The sequence below is a fragment of the Caballeronia sp. EK genome, from assembly GCF_014384845.1.
Lineage (GTDB): Bacteria > Pseudomonadota > Gammaproteobacteria > Burkholderiales > Burkholderiaceae > Caballeronia > Caballeronia jiangsuensis.
This window is the reverse complement of the sequence record NZ_JACSUE010000015.1, coordinates 104,080-124,878: the sequence shown is the minus strand read 5'-3', so window position 1 is coordinate 124,878 and position 20,799 is coordinate 104,080. Positions and strand designations below refer to the sequence as shown.

At 58.0% G+C, this 20,799-nt stretch carries 22 protein-coding genes; 15 read left to right on the top strand and 7 right to left on the bottom strand.

The window, feature by feature from the left end; translation table 11 throughout:
• Positions 1 to 13 precede the first annotated feature (13 nt).
• The 8 genes from IAG25_RS33145 (at position 14) to IAG25_RS33110 (ending at position 7,702) form a co-directional block, all read left to right on the top strand.
• Entirely contained in the window at positions 14 to 484 is a 471-nt protein-coding gene (locus IAG25_RS33145; protein WP_187608646.1) for a hypothetical protein, read from the top strand.
• Positions 485 to 581: 97 nt separating this feature from the next.
• The gene (locus IAG25_RS33140; protein ID WP_187608645.1) at positions 582 to 2,396 is read left to right on the top strand and encodes a DNA cytosine methyltransferase; all 1,815 of its coding nucleotides are present in this window, start codon (positions 582 to 584) and stop codon (positions 2,394 to 2,396) included.
• Positions 2,397 to 2,407: 11 nt separating this feature from the next.
• On the top strand, positions 2,408 to 3,841 hold the full coding sequence (locus tag IAG25_RS33135) for a DNA topoisomerase (protein ID WP_187608644.1): 1,434 nt from the start codon (positions 2,408 to 2,410) through the stop codon (positions 3,839 to 3,841).
• A gap of 15 nt (positions 3,842 to 3,856) precedes the next feature.
• Positions 3,857 to 4,831: a hypothetical protein gene (locus tag IAG25_RS33130; protein WP_187608643.1), complete on the top strand. Its 975-nt coding sequence runs from the start codon at positions 3,857 to 3,859 to the stop codon at positions 4,829 to 4,831.
• A complete protein-coding gene (locus IAG25_RS33125; RefSeq protein ID WP_187608642.1) occupies positions 4,800 to 5,159 on the top strand; it encodes a hypothetical protein in 360 nt (119 codons plus the stop codon). The genes IAG25_RS33130 and IAG25_RS33125 overlap by 32 nt, the downstream gene beginning before the upstream one ends.
• Before the next feature lie 122 nt (positions 5,160 to 5,281).
• On the top strand, positions 5,282 to 5,503 hold the full coding sequence (locus IAG25_RS33120) for a hypothetical protein (protein ID WP_187608641.1): 222 nt from the start codon (positions 5,282 to 5,284) through the stop codon (positions 5,501 to 5,503).
• On the top strand, positions 5,500 to 6,414 hold the full coding sequence (locus IAG25_RS33115) for a zeta toxin family protein (RefSeq protein ID WP_187608640.1): 915 nt from the start codon (positions 5,500 to 5,502) through the stop codon (positions 6,412 to 6,414). The genes IAG25_RS33120 and IAG25_RS33115 overlap by 4 nt, the downstream gene beginning before the upstream one ends.
• 202 nt (positions 6,415 to 6,616) lie before the next feature.
• Positions 6,617 to 7,702: an IS630 family transposase gene (locus IAG25_RS33110; RefSeq protein WP_187608639.1), complete on the top strand. Its 1,086-nt coding sequence runs from the start codon at positions 6,617 to 6,619 to the stop codon at positions 7,700 to 7,702.
• A 332-nt stretch (positions 7,703 to 8,034) separates the two neighbouring features.
• Here IAG25_RS33110 and IAG25_RS33105 read toward each other — a convergent pair whose 3' ends face one another.
• Genes IAG25_RS33105 through IAG25_RS33090 form a run of 4 tightly spaced genes read right to left on the bottom strand, consistent with a single transcriptional unit; the run spans position 8,035 to position 10,089 of the window.
• Positions 8,035 to 8,754, bottom strand: coding sequence for a hypothetical protein (locus IAG25_RS33105; RefSeq protein ID WP_187608638.1), 720 nt, complete (start codon positions 8,752 to 8,754; stop codon positions 8,035 to 8,037).
• 1 nt (position 8,755) lies between these two features.
• Positions 8,756 to 9,049 carry a hypothetical protein gene (locus IAG25_RS33100; RefSeq protein ID WP_187608637.1) on the bottom strand — a complete coding sequence of 98 codons (294 nt, stop codon included), beginning with the start codon at positions 9,047 to 9,049 and terminating at the stop codon, positions 8,756 to 8,758.
• A gap of 21 nt (positions 9,050 to 9,070) precedes the next feature.
• A complete protein-coding gene (locus tag IAG25_RS33095) occupies positions 9,071 to 9,412 on the bottom strand; it encodes a hypothetical protein (RefSeq protein ID WP_187608636.1) in 342 nt (113 codons plus the stop codon).
• Positions 9,413 to 9,414: 2 nt separating this feature from the next.
• Positions 9,415 to 10,089: a single-stranded DNA-binding protein gene (locus tag IAG25_RS33090; RefSeq protein ID WP_187608635.1), complete on the bottom strand. Its 675-nt coding sequence runs from the start codon at positions 10,087 to 10,089 to the stop codon at positions 9,415 to 9,417.
• Positions 10,090 to 10,913: 824 nt separating this feature from the next.
• Between IAG25_RS33090 and IAG25_RS33085 the strand changes: the two genes are divergently transcribed.
• Together IAG25_RS33085 and IAG25_RS33080 are read left to right on the top strand one after the other, a co-directional pair.
• Entirely contained in the window at positions 10,914 to 11,834 is a 921-nt protein-coding gene (locus tag IAG25_RS33085; RefSeq protein WP_187608634.1) for a hypothetical protein, read from the top strand.
• A 27-nt stretch (positions 11,835 to 11,861) separates the two neighbouring features.
• Positions 11,862 to 12,053, top strand: a complete 192-nt coding sequence (locus tag IAG25_RS33080; RefSeq protein ID WP_187608633.1) for a hypothetical protein — start codon at positions 11,862 to 11,864, stop codon at positions 12,051 to 12,053.
• A 56-nt stretch (positions 12,054 to 12,109) separates the two neighbouring features.
• On the opposite strand, the gene IAG25_RS33075 is transcribed toward IAG25_RS33080, so the two are convergent.
• From IAG25_RS33075 to IAG25_RS33065, 3 genes are all read right to left on the bottom strand, one after another.
• Complete coding sequence (locus IAG25_RS33075) at positions 12,110 to 12,442, bottom strand: hypothetical protein (RefSeq protein WP_187608632.1); 333 nt, start codon at positions 12,440 to 12,442, stop codon at positions 12,110 to 12,112.
• A 701-nt stretch (positions 12,443 to 13,143) separates the two neighbouring features.
• Positions 13,144 to 14,361, bottom strand: a complete 1,218-nt coding sequence (locus IAG25_RS33070) for a tyrosine-type recombinase/integrase (RefSeq protein ID WP_187608631.1) — start codon at positions 14,359 to 14,361, stop codon at positions 13,144 to 13,146.
• 2 nt (positions 14,362 to 14,363) lie between these two features.
• Positions 14,364 to 15,392 (bottom strand): hypothetical protein, encoded by a 1,029-nt coding sequence (locus IAG25_RS33065; protein ID WP_187608630.1) that lies wholly within the window; start codon positions 15,390 to 15,392, stop codon positions 14,364 to 14,366.
• Between the two features lie 996 nt (positions 15,393 to 16,388).
• On the opposite strand from IAG25_RS33065, the gene IAG25_RS33060 reads away from it, so the two are divergent.
• From IAG25_RS33060 to IAG25_RS33040, 5 genes are all read left to right on the top strand, one after another.
• The gene (locus IAG25_RS33060) at positions 16,389 to 17,417 is read left to right on the top strand and encodes a DNA-binding protein (protein ID WP_187608629.1); all 1,029 of its coding nucleotides are present in this window, start codon (positions 16,389 to 16,391) and stop codon (positions 17,415 to 17,417) included.
• Positions 17,418 to 17,584: 167 nt separating this feature from the next.
• Positions 17,585 to 18,268 (top strand): AAA family ATPase, encoded by a 684-nt coding sequence (locus IAG25_RS33055; RefSeq protein ID WP_187608628.1) that lies wholly within the window; start codon positions 17,585 to 17,587, stop codon positions 18,266 to 18,268.
• On the top strand, positions 18,265 to 18,726 hold the full coding sequence (locus IAG25_RS33050; protein WP_187608627.1) for a hypothetical protein: 462 nt from the start codon (positions 18,265 to 18,267) through the stop codon (positions 18,724 to 18,726). Before IAG25_RS33055 ends, IAG25_RS33050 begins: the two co-directional genes overlap by 4 nt.
• 417 nt (positions 18,727 to 19,143) lie before the next feature.
• Positions 19,144 to 19,338: a CsbD family protein gene (locus IAG25_RS33045; RefSeq protein WP_187608626.1), complete on the top strand. Its 195-nt coding sequence runs from the start codon at positions 19,144 to 19,146 to the stop codon at positions 19,336 to 19,338.
• Between the two features lie 478 nt (positions 19,339 to 19,816).
• The gene (locus IAG25_RS33040) at positions 19,817 to 20,689 is read left to right on the top strand and encodes an alpha/beta hydrolase family protein (protein ID WP_187608625.1); all 873 of its coding nucleotides are present in this window, start codon (positions 19,817 to 19,819) and stop codon (positions 20,687 to 20,689) included.
• Positions 20,690 to 20,799 lie beyond the last annotated feature (110 nt).

Genomic DNA, 20,799 nt, shown 5'->3' with positions numbered 1-20,799 from the left:
GGAAGATGCCACCATGCGTGAATATGCGCTGTTCGATAAAGACACAACCACCGGATGGGATGCGCAAGCGTTCCAGATCAACGCCCGTAACTCATTTGGCATGCGGCCGATCGAGGTCGCTGCACAGGCGGCGAACGTCGAGGAATTCAATGCGATCCGCAATCATCCCGACTTCGACCCGGCCGGCGCCGGTCCTCACTTTTTCGCGGACGTCGGGCGCACGACACGAGACGGATATGCAAATTCCGAGGCGCTGTACAAGCCAATCGCCGCAGCACTGCGTAGCTACAACGCGCAGTTTCCGTATGACGAGGCGCTGAAGACGCGAGTCAAAGCGGCGGAACAAGCCGGCTTGCCGGCCGTGTCGCCTGATGATTCGACGGCGGTGCGCGCAGCGAAGGAACGGTTTTTCGCCGCCACCGCAGTCAACTCCGACAGCGCCGATGCTGACGCGCCTGCGTCGGCTCCGCGCACGCGCTTCTAAAGGCTCGGCAGACACAGGCGAGCATGATTGCGGTGAGAAATACGTATGATTTAGGTCATACGAACCTAAGAAGAACTCCACATGGACGGGGTGATACATGGATGGCTACTTCATCCGCAACATTGGCAGCAATCGTGGCGCTCCGCGAGTGTGGCTGCAAGGTCTGGAACTCGAACGCGCGGGTTTCGCGCCGGGCACGAGCTACGAGGTTGACGTCAAAGGGCGGTCGATCGTCATCACCCTGAAGAACGATGGCTCGCGCGTCGTGTCGCCGAAAAAGGTCCGCGACCGAACGATGCCGGTCATCGACTTGAACAGCAAGGTCATGCTGGCGATTTTCGATGGCATGGCGGCTGTGCGCGTTGTGCCGAAAGACGGCCAGATCTACATCCTTCCGCTGGCTTCAGAACTGAAGAAGCAGGAGCGGTTTCAGCGCCTGCGCAGCAAGCTCGAAAGCGGCGATCCGCTGCTCATCGGCAGTTTGTCCCATGGTGGTGGCATCCTGACTCATGCGGTTCACGAAGGCCTGCGTCGCGCCGGCATCGAGTCGAAGCTGGCCTTCGCCAACGAGATCCGTCCCGAGCTTCTGGAGCACGCGGCCGAGAACAACGACGCATGGACCGATGACACCTTGCCCCTCGCCGCGCCGATGCAGGAACTTGCCTTCGACGATCGCGGTCTGGCGCACTTGCCGAAGGTCGAGATCCTTGAAGCTGGTATCCCGTGCAGCGGCGCGAGTCGTGCTGGCGTTGCCAAGCGCGGTTTGAAGCATCCCGAAGACCATCCCGAAGTTGGTCACCTGGTCGTCGCGGCGCTCGTCTTGTTGAACAAGGCTGCGCCTGCCGTGGTGCTCATCGAGAACGTCGTTGGGTACGCGAATTCGGCATCGGCAAGCATTTTGCGCAATCAGTTGCGCGATCTCGGCTTCGTGACGCACGAGCGTGTCATGAGCGGCAAAGAGTGGGGCGCGATCGAGAATCGAGAACGCTGGTGCATGATCGCCGTCACGCAAGGCATTGACTTCGATTTCGATCAGTTGATGCCGCCAAAAGCCTTTACGCGCGAAATCGCGGAAGTGCTTGATCCGATCGCCGCAGATGATCCGCGATGGTCGGCGATGCAAGGCTTGAAGGACAAGCAGGAGCGGGACAAAGCAAGCGGCAAGAATTTCAAGATGCAGATCTACGATGAGTCCGACACCTCAGTCGGAACCATCACGAAGGGCTATTCGCGCGTACGCAGTACTGACCCGAAGCTGCGTCACCCTACAGATCCGGATCTTCTGCGCCAGTTCACGACTGCCGAGCATGCGCGCATGAAGACAATCCCACCGCACTTACTGCGCGGCGCGTCCGACACGATTCAGCACGAGATCGCGGGCCAATCGGTCATCTACAAGACGTTCGTTGACGTCGGGCATCACGCTGGAAATTCGCTTAATCGCGTCGCTGGACGGCCGGAGATCGCCTTGAAAAATCGTGTAGCAGCCGACTTCTCCGAAGCTCTCGGTATGTCGGCCGCTGCTGCCGCATTGGCATCAGAAGTGGTTACGACGCTGTCCAAACCTGTGCCTGGCGATCCTCGCGTGCATGCAGGCCAAATTGTCGCTGTCGGACACGGCGCGATCATTCAGCGCCTGGCCGACGGTTCGGGCGTCGTGCACGAGGCAAGTGAATTCGACAAGCCGCCCGCGCTCGGCCGTCATATGGACATTCAGTATGAGAACGGGATCGCACTCGCCATGGAATCTGCAATGACGTTGCCGAGCATATCGGACGCAGATTCCCCTTTGGCGAAAGCCGCGAAAGCGCGTTTCCTGACTGAGAACGCAGCGAGCGGGATGCCTGGCGATTACAACCTCGCGGATAACGACGAGCCGGAAGCCCCGGTGCGCCGCTACCGTCCCGCGTGAGAAGCGAGACCATGCCAGTACGCGTATATATCAGCGAGAAACCGGATGCGGCGAAGCACGTCGCGGAGTTCTTGGGCGTCGCCAAACGACTGAAGGGCGCCTACCTGCTGAACAACGGTGACTACGTCACCAACAACATTGGACACCTGCTCCATATCGGCAAGCCCGAGGACTATATGTCCGAGGCGCAAAAAGCGGCGCGCGGCTTTCAAGCGCTCCCGATTCTGCCCGATCGGTTCCGCTTCTTTCCGGATCCCGACAAGCGTGAACAGTTGAACGTCGTACTCGATCTGTTGAAGAAGGCGGACATCATCGTCAACGCGGGCGATCCGGACCGCGAAGGGCAGGCCATCTCGAACAGCACAATCGCTTTCGCTGGAATCGACCCTTCCGGGAAAGCCAAGCCGGTGGAACGTGTGATCGTTCGTGCATACGACGATGCGTCTTTGCGTACCGCGTTCGACATGAAGAACCGACTCCGCAATGGCGAACCGGAGGCGATCCGGCAGGGTGAAGCGGGGCTTGCGCGCGGCGAGGCCGACTGGTTGATCGGTATGAACGGGTCGCGAGCGCTCTCTGCTGCGATCGCCGTGCGGCTCGAAAATGCTCTGTCAGTTGGGCGTGTGCAGACCCCGACCCTCGGGCTGGTCGTGCGGCGCGAGATGGAGATCCGCAATTTCAAGCCGGTGGCTTATTTTGTCCCGGAAATTCACCTTCCTGATGGTTGCGTCTTGACGTGGTCCGGCCGGATCGACGGCGCCGATGCACGTGGCGTTGATGACGAAGGACGCATTACCGATCGGCGACTCGCCGAAGCGATCGTCAGCCGCATCAACGCCGGTTTGGAAGGCACGGTGACGGACTTCGCCCAAGTGCAGCGCGAGCAGGAGCCGCCGCTACCCTTCAACTTGGCGAAGCTGCAATCGGAAATGTCTGCGCGTCACGGTCTATCGGCCAAGCAAACGTCGAAGGCAACGCAAGGGCTGTATCAGACGCACAAGATGGTTTCCTACATCGGCACCGATTGTCAGTACCTACCGCAGTCCATGCATGCCGAAGCGCCGAAGGTGCTTCAGGGCATCGCAGGAAAGTTCATGAAGGTCGCCAGCGGAGCTAACCCGAAATATCAGTATTCCTGCTGGAATGACAAGAAGGTCTCGGCTCACCACGCGATTATCCCGACGGGTGAACTCGCGAGCGGGCTCACCCGCGATGAGCAACTCGTGTACGACGCCGTTGCGCGCCGATACATGGCGCAGTTCTACCCGAAGCACAAATACCTGGAAACGAAGCTCGAAGCGCAGTACGGCGAAGACGTCTTCAAATCGACGTCACGCAAGACTGTGGTCGAGGGATGGAAGGCGGTCGATGAGCAAGCGGACGAGGACGTGAAGGACGCCGAGCAGATGGCGGAAACGCAAGCGATGCGCATGCGAAACAAGTAGACATAGGAACGCAAAATGGAAAACTTGAATCAGAAGACAGCAGACGAACACATAGCGTCTTTGATCGTCTGCTTGCCAGATGGATACAACGGACACACGGTGAACTGTCTCGTTGAGCCGATCGCGCGCGATGGCTCACTCGTGAAGTTGAGAGTGGCGGAGCGTGGCCGCGAACATCTCATTCGATGGGTCGCAGATGCAGACCTTCAGGCCGCTATCGCGTCGCAGATTGCGACGGCAAAGGCGTGGGAATACCGCGACGAAAAGGAGAGTGTGCAATTCCTATCTCTCGACCGTCTTCCGGACGAGAAACGCGTGCAGTGGACAAGCGAGCGTCCACTTGATGCCGTGCCCGATACGCTTTTTACCCTGACGGGCGGCAGGGAAAGGTTCCCTGCAAAGTCGGCGATGATGCGCCTCGTGACCCTTGCTGATCATAGTCCGGACAAGATGCGTGCTCTCGCCGAGCTATTGCTCGTGAAGAAGGGAAATCAGCTTTTTGGCCGTATCCCGGCTAGTAGTGACGAAGCGGAAATGCTGACGTCGATGGGTTTCAAGTTGGCCGGATACGACCACGAAGCAGGCAGTTTTCATGTATGCGTGGAACCGTCGTCGCTCGACCGTACGGCCATCATCGAGCGCGACCTGGATTTGTCTTCGCTGCGCGTTCGCGACAGCGCGCGCTTGGGAGCGGACAACTATCCGGAAACGATCAGTGAAATCGACGCCGAGATCGCATGGTGCGAGTACATGTTAAGCGCACCGAAGTCGCCTCTTGTTGGGACCTCGCTGGACGCGAATCGTCGGGCGGACATAGAAAGCTCGCTGTACTCGTTGCGCGAGAGCCGGTTGGAGGCAACTCATGGGCCGATGCCAATCCCCGTCACGGTTGTCGCATCGCATGCGTCGTGTTTCGATCGAATGCTCGGCCAAGGGACTTCTACTGTCGGGTGGACGTGTGGTTATCAACTATCCCTTCCGGTGGCATGACGGCACCGATCCGAGCTTTGATCCCGATGCGCAGATCGACATCTCGCAGGTAGTGGTAGCGACCGATCAGGAGTTGCCGTACGCCTGGCGAGATATCGGCACTGACGATCTCACTCGTGCCGACTATCGCGCTCTCGATGACCGGGTTCAAGGGCTGGAGAGAGCATTCGCCATGGGCCAGGATCAGCCTCACACGGTCGATCTGCACGAGCGGATCACTCAAGTCATGGAAAAGTCGCCCTGGATGATCGACGTCGATTCTGGCGACGTGGTGCCGACCGTGACGGAGCCGTTGCCACATGTCTCCGCAATGAGCATGCGACCATAGCCGCAGTGGAGCCGTCCGTGTGACGGCTCCCCCACAAACGTGGGCTTTGCGCGCTTTTTCTACATGCGCGAATAGCATGCCGGGGCGTATAATGTCAACAAGGTGCTCAAACGGAGTGGATCATGCCTGCTGACAAACTCGGCCGTTATATGACCAGCGAAGCGTTTCTGTCGCGCGCCAATGCGGCCGTAAAGAAGGCCGTTCGCAGCCTTGAAGAGAAGGGCATCCAGCCGGCCTACGTCGTACGCGAGCCGAAAGAGGCTGCGACCGAAGTGTCCGGGGAGGTCGTCAAGGTGAGCGTCGGCGCGTCAAGCGCGAAGCGTAAACCTCTCAAAGTCGCATGACCACGAACGACGAAGAAAAAGGAATTCCCGCAGTCATCATTTTTGCCGGGCCGAACGGCTCGGGGAAATCCACCATCACAGAGGCAGTCGTCGGTGATCCCGAGCAGTTCTCGGGCGAATACATCAACGCCGACGACATCGCCCGCAGCCTCCAAACCGAGATCCCCGATTATCTTCAGCGCAATCTGAAAGCAGCACAGATTGCGGAGGAGCGTCGCCTTCAGGCGTTGCGCGAGGGCCGCGATTTTGCGTTCGAAACGGTCATGTCAACGCCGGAGAAGGTCGCGCTCATGACGCAAGCAAAAGCGCTCGGCTATCGTGTCTCTCTCTTTTTCGTCACGACGGAAGATCCGGAGATCAACGTGCGGCGTGTCGCCGGGCGCGTGGCTGATGGAGGCCACGCTGTCGAGCCTGACGCGATCCGACGTCGCTATGCGGCAACGATGGATCTTTTGCCGGCCGCTTTCGAGCACGCCGATCAGGCGACTGTGCTCGACAACTCGGAAGAGCCGGGCAATTTGCGGATCGTCGCGACAAAGGCTGACGATGATGTCGAATTTCCCGTCGAGGACGCACTGGTGCCGTGGGTGGCTGAAAAGCTGACAGACCCATATATGCGCCGACTGTGGTCCCGCAAGCTGCTTTCGGGTGTTGTGTCAGACGGCCGCACTGTCCAAACCGCGGAGGCGGTGCACGGAAAAGACTACGTGGGTACGGTTCTGCGCGTCACTGATTGGCATGTCTTGCAGGAGGTCGCCGGGCAACTCGTTCTGCACGATCGCCAATTGACGGCGAACGCCGCGTTCCGCGAGGGGCAGGAACAGGCGATCAGCTATCGCTATAAACACGGCAAGATTGAGCCGGTCGATGAAACCCCGAAGAGTCACGCCAACGGACCGGCACCCAAGTAACGGCATTTGACTCGGAGTTGGCGGTGCCGAAGGTAGCGAAATCGCGGGCGTGCATGCCCGCGAAATTGGAGAAAAGGCATGAACTTCGAAAACCCAAGCGACGCCGATTGGGACGCGTTCGAGCGCCAGCTAGTGTAGTGCGTCATAAATAATGCAACTTAATCGAGATTTATGAGTCTCTGGTTTCATGGAGGGAGAACTCATGAGAATCGCGGCTAAAGTTGAGTTAAGCGAAGCACAACGCAAACAGTTAGAGATGTGGGCTACTGGCCGGACGATCCCGGTTCGACTCGCGGAGCGCGCCAAGATGATTTTGCTCGCAGCACAGGGCAAAACAGACAAAGAGATCGGTGCGGAACTGACCATCTGGCGCGGCACGGTAGCGCGCTGGCGCGGCCGCTTTATCGCTGACGGGGTGACGGGGATCGAGCGGGATGAGACTCGACCCGGGCGCAAGCCGAAGATCTCCGCGCGCAAGGTTAAGTCCGTGGTGGCGCTGACGACACAGCAGCGTCCGGACAACGCCACGCATTGGAGCACACGCAGCATGGCAGCGGTGGCCGGTGTAAGTGCGGCGAGCGTGCGTCGCATTTGGCAAGCGCACGGCCTCAAGCCGCATCGGTTAGAGAGCTTCAAGGTATCGAACGACAAGCACTTCGCCGAGAAACTCGAGGACATCGTCGGGCTGTATCTCGATCCCCCGGAGCACGCCTTGGTCCTGTGCTGCGATGAGAAGTGCCAGATCCAGGCGCTTGACCGGACCCAGCCGGGATTGCCGCTTAAGCGAGGTCGCGGGCAAACGATGACGCACGATTACAAACGCAATGGAGTGACGACGCTTTTTGCCGCGATGAACACGCTCGATGGGAGTGTCATTAGCGAGTGCAAGACCAAACATCGTCACCAGGAGTGGCTAAGCTTCTTGCGCAAGATCGATCGTGACACGGCTAAGAACAAGGAACTGCATTTGATCGCTGATAACTATGCAACCCATAAGCACCCGGAGGTACAAGCATGGCTTGCCAAACACCCACGATTTCACATGCATTTCACGCCCACCAGTGCCTCATGGCTCAACATGGTTGAACGCTTCTTTCGTGACTTGTCAGTGAACCAGTTGCGACGTTCGGCGTTCCGCTCGGTCCCCGAATTGATCGGCACGATTGAGCAGTACGTGCAGCAACATAACCGCCATCCGAAACCGTTCATCTGGACAGCAAAGGCCTCTGACATCCTCGCGAAAGTCACGCGTGCCAGGGCCAAGCTTAATAAGATGCAATCCGTTTGACGCGGACCACTAGCAGACGACGATGGTGCTGCTGCAAAGGCGCACCTGGCCGCAGGGAATCCGATCTATTACACGGAAGCGGACACACCCGAGCGTATGTGCCTAAAAGAGTATCCGGACGGACGTCGAGAGCTTGTCACGTTCGACGTCGAACGCGGAGAAGTGTTCGTTGCTGAAGCTGCATCACCGCGCCATCGATCGCGGGCGGATTTGATGGAAGCGTTAGAGCGCGTGCAAGCGTCAACAGGGAGGGCTAACCAAGCGTTGGATGATGCTCTGTCGTTTGTCCAAGAGTCGAACAAGCGGCTCGATCTGCTGGACAAGAACGACCGTCAGCGCTGAACGGTGCAGCACGGCATGTAGTCGGGAGACTGGACGGAAGTGCCTCCGCAGGCTAGTAATGTAGCGTCAATCGAGCGCAGCGTGATGCTTCTCGCCTCCCCCTCCGTCGTGGGAAAGAATGCGCCGCCAGGCTCGTTATGCATGAAAAAGTCGCCGAGCTTGGCACCGCAGTGCTTGCAGTGGTTCATGAAGTAGTTGCCCTCAGCCTTCTTGCTGAAGTCAAGGTAATAGCTCGGGCACGCTGCCTTCAGGTATCGCTGAACGCTTCCGTTGACGAGCGTCAGGTTACTGATGAATGTTCCGCAATCGGCAAGCCTCCATTCCACGGCACCCTCGGTTTCGCCGTCGTCCTCATCGCCATCTCGGAATTCAAGCGACAGATGGCCTTGCGGTAACGCGAGACAGTGCACCGGGGTCGAGTCCCCGCATTTCCAGCAGGACGCCGAGCTTGTTGCGAGGAAAGGACGAGCGGCAATGCAGTCTGGTATCCAACCCGCAAGCGAGTTAATGTCAGAGCCGCTCGCCGCGAACCAACCGGCCGGCTCATCCAGCCATATGGCCCGACCAGCGCGCGCGGTGGCTTCTTCTTTCGTTGACAGCAGTAAAGGCGCACGCTCGAACGTAAGGAATCCGTCTTCCTCGGCCGTCAAACGGCCAAGTAAGCCTGTCCGAGCGATCTCATTCAAGGTGACGCGGGGATCAAACGACATGTTAGTTCGTACCCCCTGCGCTCGACCACGCTTTGCCTTTGCCGGGCACGTACTCCGGAAAGTTGCGCTCGTGCACGGCTTTTTCCGCCGCTTTGCAATCGGCGATTTCCGACGTGGAGAGGACGCCGCGAGTCAACATCACGTGGTTGCACCAAATGCTGCGCTTCTCGGCCTCATCGAGGTGATGTGCGTAGTACGCCTTCTCGTGCGATTCGCCGCTATGGGCAACAGGCGCGGCTAGCGCCACACCGAACATGGCGATTGCGAGAGCGGACGATTTGACCTTCTTCATCATGTTTCTTTTCGTGAGGGGCAATCAGGGATTATCGCCACTGCCGGATTGAGTGTCCGACGTCTTCGCCTTCTCGGCAGCGAGACGCATTGCATCGATGACGAACAGATCGCGCTCAGCGGTCATTGCACGACGCATCCAGTCATGCGGAACATAGCCATCACCGTTGTAGACGCTCACTACCTTCGGCGGGTCCGTCAGGGCCCGCTTTTCGGCCGCGTCAAGACCACCAGGGTGAAGAACGACCGGCACCATCGCCTGGTTGATTGCTTCGCAGAAGCCTACCCATCCAAGATCTTTCCCGGACGCGCCGACGATATGGAAGTAAGCGACCGGGGTCCGGCCGCTATCAGGGTGAGTCGCCACGATCAGAACGGGGGGCCAAGAGGATCGTCGTCGAGCGGCGGCTCGTTGCCGGTATGGCCGGAATCATTCGAATCGTCGCCGCTTCGAGAAACGTCATTGCCGGTGGCCGGCAGGTCGAAGTCCAGCTTGTCCGCGTTGACTTCGGTGATGTACCGGTCCTGACCATCGACCTGATACTTGCGCGTCCGAATGCGGCCCTCGACGCTCACAAACGTGCCCTTCTTGAGGGAGCGTGCTTGTTCGGCGAGACGGCCGAAAACCACGACGCGGTGATAGTCGCTCACTTCGCGCGTTTCTCCGGTCGCGCGATCGGGAAAGCGCTCACGGGTCTGCACGCGCAGGTTTGCGATCACCTCGGTGCTGTTCGGCCGCGAGCGGCCTTCAGCGTCGGCCGACAGTTCGCCGACCAGGATTACTTTGTTAATGTAGGGCATCTTGGCTTTGTGCAGATGTGTATGATTGCAACCATACGTTAAAATCCCGGCGTTGGCAATGTGATGGCCGTTCGTTATCGTTAGGCGGTGGCGGCTGGCGGGGCGTGCGACGAGCCGCATAGACGCCGCGAGAGACCAAGGGCGCATATGAAGTGAACAAATCGACCCTGTCGGTTGGCTGACGCAGTCGCGCAGCGTGCTGGGCATCAGCGCTTCGCGGCAAGTCTGCGTCACCTCGTCCATTTGGCCGATAGCCTTATTCACCTGTTCGATGCCTCGGCACTCGAAGCCAAACGATGGCTTAGGCCAACGACATTGGGGCAGGATTTTAGTTTCATGTGAATGTCGCGTTGCGAAGAATGTTGGGGTATCCGTGTTGCGACGAGTCGCCTTGCGAGCGCGCGACCCATCGCACAGTCACCGGTCGCCCTCTGTTATGCCAAATACCGCTCACGTGGGCCGGTCAGCGCCTGCTATTTGCGCAGTCGGGCGACAACGCTTAACAAATGCGGCGCTCGTCCGATGCAGCCGCCGCCGCCGCTTGCTCAGAGCAGGCCGCGCAGTTGCGCGGCGCTATGGACGTGTTCAAGACTTCGCGAGCTGGTGAGCCTGTCGCTCCCGCCCAGGCGTTTGTAGCGGCGGCCAAGCCGGCGACGAAGACTTCAGCGTAAAGCGCCGATCGCCCAAGTGCCGATAGTGGCGTCCAGATCAATGGGGCGCATAGATGCTCCTTGACACAAACGCTGTTCGCGACAGACGCGGAGAGCCGCAGCTTGCTATTCATTTTGCCGTTAGGCGAAAGATTCATGATCGAAGCGACTGCGACTTCACAGCAGTCGCAGAATAGCGCTCCGGCATCTAATCTGGAAGACACCCTGGTTGCTAGACACGCCGCGCATTGTCAACAAAATGTGCACCTGCGTTCACGACTACGTTCTATGTCGGATTGTTTTGTTTTCCCACTGCAAGTGATATTGCAGTAGCGCTAGATCTCGAAAAATGGAGCAGGCGCTCCATGATATCGCTGCACATCCGCGACGGCGACCGTTGATCTTGGAGACTGCCCTATGAGATTACTTTTTGGCCGAGAAAACAAGATCGTTAAGCGAAAGCTGAACATGCGGCGCTTCCAACGATCGCAAACCTCCCGCTTCGCACGGATTAACGCTCTCACTCGCCACCCACTGACGCTCCTTGTCATCGGTTTCCTTTTGACAGGCGTTGTTGGTAGTGGGATCTCGTACATTAAACAAAGCAGTGATGAGGCGGCGGCGCACCGGGCCGGGATCGCGGAGCATTTCAGAGCTTCACTGGATCTTTATGAAGCAAACTTATCTTCCTGGGAAGTCCGTGCTTCGAATATTGACGACGTCATATCAAACGGCCTTTCATCCGAGCAGATTGAGAAGGCCATGGACGAATACATTAAAGCCTATATTACAATCTACGCGTCGACCGAACAGTTGAGTCGAGCCCTTAGCCAGTATGGCAGGCCAATCAACGACAGGGCAAAAGAACGAACGGTAAATTTTCTCGTGATCTCGTTCACCGGTATGGTGCGTTTCAATTCTTCGGTTGCTGAGACAAACGGTTGTCTTAGATCCATGTATTTGATCTTTAAAACCCATTCGAAAAAGAATAATGGTCCATGCCAGTCGCCGTACGCTTCTGATGTTACTGCCGTAATACACACCGGGAATGACACTATCCGTTCCGAATATGTTGAATGGAATCACACTAAAATACAAGATCTAATCCATAGAACAAGAGAATGCGGAAAAGAGATTATCAGAGCCCTTCGGCCGAGTGAATCCTTCAACTCGACCACCTTTGAAAGTGCTGACGATAGCGCGTTTAATGCAATCAACGAGGTTTGCAGCGCCTTGGGTTTTTCTTCTAAAATTCACACTGATACTCAGATGGACATCACCGTTCCTAGGGGCCAAGTTCTACCGAGGGAAGTGCTTGAATCCACTGAGCCACATTGACGAATCGAAAGTATTAACGACCAAACTATGAAAAAAATTCGCGCAACGCGCAAGCCTGCGGATACACGATCTCGAATTGATGCTCGCTCGCGCCTGGCGCTCGGCCTGTCCGATGCCCTTATGGGACCGGCCTACCGGAACGGTCCGGCTCGTGCTGTTCACGCTCAATACGCGCTTCTTGCGTCGCAAGATATCCGGCTCGCGATTCTTCAAGCGTGAGATCGAGGAGCTTGAGACGGCGCTGTCGTGGCTTGGGCCACCCCTCGCAGCCTGACTCACAAAGGGCGCTTGACGCGTCGGCGCGCGGGCTCGTCTTTTCTTGACTCAAGCTCTGCGCGTAGCTTCTCGTTTTCCAGCCGTACTTTCTCCAGTTCGGCGTCTGCGCGCGCGGACTCGCGCCTTTCTTTACGAAGGGCAATCACCGTGGTTATGACGAATCCTAGAAACGTCGTTGCCGATGTGACGAGCGCCACAGTTCCGGGATCAATAGCACCGAGGTTGTTGGATAATGTGACACTTCGCAGGCCGCTGCCGAAGATCGCCGTTGCTACGGCAAGCCAAAGTAGCGTTTGGCGAGCGACTTCGATGCGGCGTCTAAGTGTCGACATTTTTGGCCCTCCGGTCGGCTATCGATAACCCTTCTTTAGCGCGATACCGCGGTAACCGCTTGTCGGTTAGCCGCGTCGATTGCGTCGCCTGATAAGCGGTGTCACTTTAGATTCTTCGGCCGACGCGTCTGCATTTAGTTTGCGTCGAAGCTTTTCGTTTTCTAACCGCATTGTTTCGAGTTCATGCCGCCCTTTGCGCCACGCCATTAACGTCGTCACCCCGGTGCAAAGGGCGGCGATGAGTGCGGACGCACCTGAAATCACGGGACCGACAGGAGGCGTAGACGGACTCTCGGCGGTATTTGATGAGGGGGGCACGTTTCCAACTGCTAGGTCGATGCACTGCTGATAAGTTTCCAATTGGACACTGGCCGGGCTGCTTGCTTCCAACTTTTGCACTAGTTGAAGACATAGTGGCGCAATGGTCTTGAGGGGCGTCTCACTTTGCGTAGCGTCGGGCTTCGCCTTGGGTACGACTTCATTGTTTTTGCTTGGAGGATTAGATCTCTCCGTTAGCGATTCGGTCCCAAGCAGGAGAGCCGTGATTAACGCGAAGAGCACGAACGCCACGGCAAACAAGTTTCGCAGTTTCGTCAGACGTACCGCCGTGAGCGCCATGATCCCCTCTCGCCACGCAGATGCTTTCCATCGGTTGTAGGCCGCCTGTTAGACAAAAACAAGCAACACGTGGCGAGGGTCGCTCACATGCCGTCTGACTTGCCCGACCAGTCGATGCCATGTTTGCCATCAATATCTCGGTGGAGCTTGATGTCCTCGGCGTGGGAGTAGATCGACGTCGTCGCGATGCTTTCGTGTCCAAGAATCGCTTGAACGGTGCGCAAGTCCGCTCCGCTGTTCAGCATGTCGGTGGCCGCTGTATGGCGCATCCAGTGCGTCGATGCAGCGAGAAGGTTGGCCGCGCCTTCCGGGTCGCGCCGCGACAATACCGCGTGGGCGTGCTCGAAAAGCTCTTTGAACAACGCCCACATCGACTGGCGCGTCAGTCGCCGAAAGCCCGACTTCGTACGCAGTGAAAACACGAGCGGCGTGGCTTCCCCCGCCGCAGGCCAGTCCGACATGCCGAATGCACGCCTGTACCGCGTGATCTCGGGCAAAAAGGAATCCGGTAAGGGGATCGACCGCTCCTTGTCACCCTTGCCGATGACAGTAAGGAAATAGCGGTTCCTACCTTGCTCGCGGTCCCGAACGGCAGAGAAGCCGCCCATAGTCGCGTCGATTGCCTCGGCCGTACGAACGCCCGTTATGTAGAACAGCGTCGCGATCCATCGCCAACGCGCATATACGCGTTGCTCCGCGACCGTCCCACGCGGCAACTCTTCGATCGCCTCGAGGACCGCGCGCCACTGATCCTCGGTGAGGAAGCGCGATGGCGATCGCGCAGCGCGCTTGCGACGGCCGCGAGCGATGATGATCGGGTTGCCCGCTAGATATCCGACACTTCGCAGCCACTCGAACATCGACCAAATCACGCCTTGCGCATACCGGATGCTGTTCGCCGAGAGCGGCCCGGCGAACGGGCGATATTCCTTTGAGAGCGATCCGTCTTTCGTCAGCCGCCCGCGTTTTGTCCCGATCCAGAGTGACGCCGGTTGTGGGTCGCCGAGAAAAGCCGTGTACAACTCCCAATCCTCGAAGACCACGGATGACAGAGGTTTGCTCAATGTCGCGATGACCCATACGTAGAAGCGCACGACTTCCTTTTCGTATGCCGCGTAGGTCTTTTCCTGATCGCGGTACTGTCCGAGCCAGACGCGTATGGCATCCCAATCGGTGCCGGCCGCGATTTGCTGTCGGCCGGTGCCACGGTTGTCACCCTGGCTACCGTCGAGCGACGGCGGCAGGGTCGCGCTGCGAGCGAGCGCAAACGCCTGATTGGGTGTGGTCGTGAGATCCCGCATTGTCACGCGGCTTGAGTGAAGTGATCCGCGACAGCGCTGTCGATACTGAATTCCTCGTCGGGCTCGTTCGAGTCGTCAGACTCCGTGGCACCGTCGGCGCCCGCCGCTTCCTTCGCCGCGCGAGCCGCCCGCTTCTGGTTGCGCTGGTCGGCCTTTGCGTAGACGTTCTGGACTTCCGCACGTGCGTCCAATAGCGCCTTCAGGCTTGCCGCCGACAGCGTAATCGATCGGCCTTCCAGTTCCGAGTCGTTGCCGTCCAACACTGTTTGAAGCTGTTCGCGATCCGTCTCCGACAGCCGCGAGTAGAAGGTGTCGAGAGACGATACGACCTTATCGACCACCAGACGCGGAATCGCCGGCCCGTTCAGCGTCTTGGTCGTGACCTTTTTCCCGCCCGTCGCTTTGGCGCGTTCGAGGCCAGCGACGAGAACTTCATGTGCCCGCTTGCCGTGCTTTCGCAAGACGTCAACGACCACGTGGCACGCGACTTCCTCGCGGACGATCATCTGTTGGATGGCGATCGGCGCTTCGGCAAGCATGATGCACTGCTCGACGTAAGTGTCGGAAACGCCGTCCCGCGTCGCGATCTGCTGGACCGGCCAGCCCCAATTCGTCAGGCGGCGATAGCCGTGACCAGCTTCCAGCGCGAGGATCTGAAGACCTTGCTTGCCCGTCGCCGTCATGTGCGAAACACGTTCCGCCTCGTTGCCGCGGAATTCCAAGCACAGCACGAAAAGGATCTCTGCGCCTTCCTCGATCAGTTCCTGATACATCTGGAGTCGGTTGTGACCGTCCACCAGGATGACCTCGCCGTCCTCAGCGCGCACGCGCAGCGGAGGGAAGGTCGCTCCGGCGCGGAAAGCCACTTTCATATCGTCGATGTACGCACGTCGGCGGGGTGTCTCGAAGCGAATGTTGAACCCTTGCTCGATCTTGATGACGCGCGGATCGATTTTGAAGATGTTGTCCTTGCCGACGCCGAGCGTCTTCTGGTCCGCGATCGCGCGGAGCGAGTTCAATGCCATCGCCATGCTTAGCCCCTAAGAGGTCACCAGTGGACCCTAAACGGTTGTCAATTCTCGCATCACAGTAATGATACGAAATTCAAATCATGTTTCACGGCAAATTGCGCGATTCCTTGAAAGCGTTGCGCAGTATGGGCCTGGCGGTGGTTTCCGGACTGATGTTTCACGGATTGCGAACCATCTGCCTCAGTCTTGTGCCGTTAGATGACATAATAGCGCTTATGTCAGATAAGCTCAACCGTTAGTCATGTTCATGACGTATTACGTCATAGCGAAATAGCGCTGAACCGTTCAACACGGCGAAGCATTCGGCACCCCCACGACGATCCGATCCTCCCCCTCAACCAATGCCGGGGGAGGGAGACGAGAACTCGAAACAAGCTATCAATTGCTACCGTACGGTAGCATCGGGAAGACCTCGCTGGGCCCGTTGCCGGAGGCGGTTATTGCTACCATTTGCTACCGTACGGTAGCGTTGAGTAGGCTAGCTGACGGCGAGGCGCTGGAGGTTCTGCTATAAACCGTTGCTACCATTTGCTACCGTAGGGTAGCGTTGGGTCGCCCAGCTAGGCGCCTCCCGCCCCTGCCTGCGCAATGAGAAACCGGACACTTTCGGGAGCGTTGCTCCTTCGCTATCGTAGCGTAAGGTTAGTGGGCTAAACGTTGGTAGCGGCCGGAAACACATGCCTCCCTCCTGCCGTGCGACCCGTGCCGACGCTCGTTCTCGCTCCATGTTCCCCGCGCAATGTTGCTACGCTACCAATTGCTACCATACGATCGTTCCCGTTAGCTTGGGGAGAGGAGTTTTCAACGATTTTTGTTGAGAGACCTGTGGATAAGCTTCAATATGACGCGTCTGGTCGTTGTTCTAAAAGGATTTTCGCTTCCTGCCGCTTTCGTTCGCGCTGACCGAGAAAGTTTTGTCCCCTATAATTCGCGGCTTGCGCTGACGACGCTACGCTTTGCTAGCGAATGCTAGCAATCGCTATCACCGTAAATGATATGAAACAGAGCACGAACCGCCCCTCCGACTTGGGCGTCGAGGATCAGATCCGCGAAGAGGTGATCAGGATTCGCCGCGAGCACCCGTACCGAGGCGACTACCGCGAGCAGCTTCAGGCGCTGATCCACGTACTGTTCTTCAAGTTTGGCGAGCGGGCCGGCGCGGCGCGGCTCGTCGCTCTACTTGGCGCCGATGGGCGCTCGCCGAGCACCGGGACAGCCTTGGCGGAAATCAACCGTTTCTGGCAGACCATCCGCGATAACGCGGCGATCAAGCTCGACCGTCCGGACCTTCCCCCGTTCCTGCTTGAGATCTTTGCGGACGCGGCGGGCAAGGTATGGGAGAACGCTCTTTCCCAAGCGGAAGCCGCACTTGCGGAGTTCCGCACCCAGGCAGAAGAGCAGATCCGCGACGCTGAAGCGCGTCAGAACCAAGCCTTCGACCAATTACGCGAGGCGCGCGCTGAGATCGACACCACTCGGCAGCGTGCCGCAGCCGAAAGCGAAGCGCGGGAAGCGCTCGCTGTTGAGCTTGCGGGCGAAAAGGCGGCACGCGTCGAGCGCGAGAAGGCGCTCCAGCAACTTGAACAACAAGCCGCCGAAGCGGAGCGCAGACGAACCGAAGAAATCACTAAGCTTCACCGCACGATCGAAGACCTTCAGAAGGCATCGAACCGGATTGAAGCCGAGCAGCGCCGGTTGCTCGTCGTTGCCGATGATTACAAGACAGCAGCGGCGCGTGATCGCGAGCTGCGAGGGAAAGTCGAAGACGAGAATCGGACGCTCACGATCACAATGCAGAGCATGCAGGGACAGGTCAATCGCCTTCACAGCGAGCACGGCATCCTTCAGGGCCGCGCGGAATCGGCCGAGGCGCTGGCCGAGCGATACCGGCGCGACCGTGACGAGGTGCTGATTGCGCAGGAAAAGACGACCGCGCAAGTTGAAGCCGCACATGCGCGCATAGCGGATCTGGAGAAGGAGGTCGAACGGCTCTCCGCCATTCAGTCCCCCGACGCCACGGCATAGCGAAGCGATGACTGTGCACAGGAGCAACAACACGATGGTGGACGCGACAATGAAAACTTATCGGCATCACGAGCTCCGCCCAACGGGAATGCGCCTGATATCAGAGCGGACGCTACCGTATCCTATCAATTGCTACCATTTGCTATCGAATACAATGGAGGGGTATAGTGACTGACATTACGCTACCGGTGAAAGTCATAGTTATCTGCGGAGAAAAAGGAGGCACGTCAAAGAGCACGGTGTGCACCAACCTGGCCGCACATTTCGCTGGCGAGGGCGTCGATGTGCTGATCGTCGATTGCGACGAGCAAGCAACGTCGAAAAACTGGATCGATCGTCGGGACGACGCGATCAAGGAAGGCGCGAAGATTCCGAAGATCCACATCGCCCAGAAGACCGGGAAGGTGTACGACGCCATCACCGACTTCGCCAACCGTTACCAGCTTGTGATCGTCGATGTAGGCGGGGGCGACACGCAGGAGACGCGGACGGCATTAGCAGCTGCCGATGTTGCTTTCATTCCGTTTGCCGCCAGTCAGGCAGATCTCGAAACGCTCGATCACATGAACGAGGTCATCGGTCTCGCCAAGGGGCTCAACGAAGACCTGAAGACATTCGGGCTGTTGAGCATGCTCACGTACCACCCTACGCAGAAGCACTACAAGGAAGCACGCGAGTTCCTTAAAGACTATGAAGAAATCGACCTGGTGAACCATTCAATTGGGTTCCGGCAGATCTACAAGGATGCGCTGCGTGACGGACTTGGTGTCGTCGAGGTCAAGAAGAAAAGCAAGGCGCGGTCGCTCGCGGCCGCTGAGATTCAACTGTTTGCACAGGACATCATGAGATGAGTACCTTCAAGAAGCCGAAGCGCGTTGTTGATCGCGAGGCAATGGAACGCTTCGCTCAGGGTGCGGATGACCGCCGTGCGGCGATTAACGCAGATCCGGCAGAGCAGCCCCCGCAAGCACCGGTTGATGCTGCTTCACCCGTGCGAGAAGACGCGACGGCGAATGACGTTCCGTCGGTCGTATCCACTCCGTCCGCTGTCACTGCTTCAGCTACCGCCGCTCCGTCGGTCGCAGTTACTCCTCCCGTCAACGTGCCAGAAGTCGCTGTGGTCGAGCGAGCAAACCCGGCCGAGCACGTCGCGTATGACAAGCACCAACAGATTCAATGGCGCGTCAGCCAACACACGCGCGACATGTTCGAGCGCGTCTACAAGAACACCAACGTCAAGAGCAAGCAACAGCTACTCGACTCGATCCTGTTGCCAGCGCTTGAGAAAATGGATGACAAGACTCGCTAAGAGCATTCGTCTGACGTCCCGTGCGTGCGGAACGACTGCAACTCGATGGCGATCGTCGCGTTGCGAGGGAATGCGAGGCCACGGCAGCCACGTCCGGCGCGTGGCGCGAAAAACAGAACACCCGTGATAACTCTCGTTATCAACCGTGCGGTTTTTGGAAAGGCGGGAAGAGGGCGATTTTCACTGGTGAAAATGGGCACTGCGACGCAGGAAGCGGAGCGACGCCTGTGGGGCCCACGACGGCACCTTACCTGTCCTCTTCGTCATCAACGGTTGCGGTCTTTGGAAAGCGGGACGAGGGCGATTTTCACTAGTGAAAATGGGCACTGCGACGCCGACGCTTACGGGCCACGACGCGGCACCCTATTTGCGCCGACTTCGTTGTGCCTGCATGCCAAGGCAAACCGGAGAGCGACCATGAATGAAGACCAGGTGAAGGGCGTCGGGGAGAAGATCAAAGGCAAGATCAACGAAGGCGTCGGCAAAGTGACGAACGATCCCGCGCAGGAAGCGAAGGGCGACGCGCAACAGGTCGAGGGCGCAGCGCGCAAGGAGTTGGGCGACGCCAAGGAAGATCTGAAGGATGCAGCTGACGATGCGGCGAAGCCGTAACCGACTGTCGGCAGCCTAGTCGCCTCGAGCGGTATGGCTCACTGCTTCAACGCCCGCTTCGCGCGGGCGTTTTAACGTCCTCTCCGTCATCAATTCCATACAAGCCGAAATTTCCTTCCGCGTGGGGAATCGGCATACGAATCGATGGATTGAGTCAAAATTCGACTTCGAAGTTTCGCGTTCGACAATAACGGTTCAGGGCCCGCAATGAGTTCGGCTATCGTGCACGCTGTGTCTGATGCAGTCCGCGCGCCACTGCAATATAGGAACGCTGCAAGCCTCGTGACGGCCAACATAACTGAAACGCCCGATCACGGGCACTGAAAGCACGGCGGTGGGCCAGGCTGCCGAGCCAAGTCGGCGGCATTCTTCTCTAATTGAGTAGCAGCCTGCACTAGGACAAGTTGAAGCGACTGCTTTTCCCGCTAGTATCGAGCGAGTAAATCTTATCGGTGATTTTTAGGAGCAGCGACATACCATGTCAAAGAAACAGCCGATCTACGACGAAATCTTTGCCGTTACCAGCGTTGTGGAAGGTGTGCCGACATGCACCGAGGCTGAGTGCCGGGCGCGCGGCAACGGCATATGGGTAGAGGTCGATGGGTCAGGCGACTGTATCCGCTACTGGTCGTCGGGCCTTACCGATGAAACTCCGATGGCGGTTTTTTACATACACGGAGATCGTCTATGGTTTGGGGAAGTTGTTAGCTACGATGACAATAGCGTAGCGAGGCAAAACTCCTACGCGAAGATGGCAGCGTCTTCGCTCGGAATGCCATTCATTAAGATCGCCCGGCCGGGACTATATGGGTCTTCCGGCCAACACAGTTCAGCTCGTCAAACGCGCGAATTGCAATTGGTTGCGGGTGCGGTTCGACATCTGCTCGAGCGCTACAAAATCAAGCGCTATGGGATCGCAGGCCAATCGGGTGGCGGCAGCGTAGCCAGTTATTTGCTTACCCAGTTTCCAGACGTTGAATGTGTTGCATTTTCTGCCGCCTGCTTATCTCTTGATGGTTTGCGCAACGGTAGCCTGACGCGCAGCGGATACGACGGAGGCCCTGACATCTACGACCCGGTGGCGCATTTGCATGAAGTCGCGACCAACCACCGACGTCGTTTGTTTATCATCGGCGACGAGAAGGATAAGGCTGCGCTTTTTCTAAATCTAGAGCATTATTACCAAACTGCGAAGGCGCTGGGGCACGATGTCACTCTTATCCGCGCCGAAGGGCTTGGTAACAACCATGTCTTGGACGTTACAGGGCAGTACATCGTCGCGTGGGCAATGCAGGGAATGTCGACGCAAGAAATCGAGCAAAAAATCGCGCTGAAAGAGGTCGTCGGATAAGCGAAAGGCAAGCGGTCAGGCGTTTCAATAATCACCGAGACAGGGCTTGTACCTGACGGTGCGTCCTTTTCTTGCTCAGGTTCCAACCGGCGGAAGCCTTCAAGCCTTCA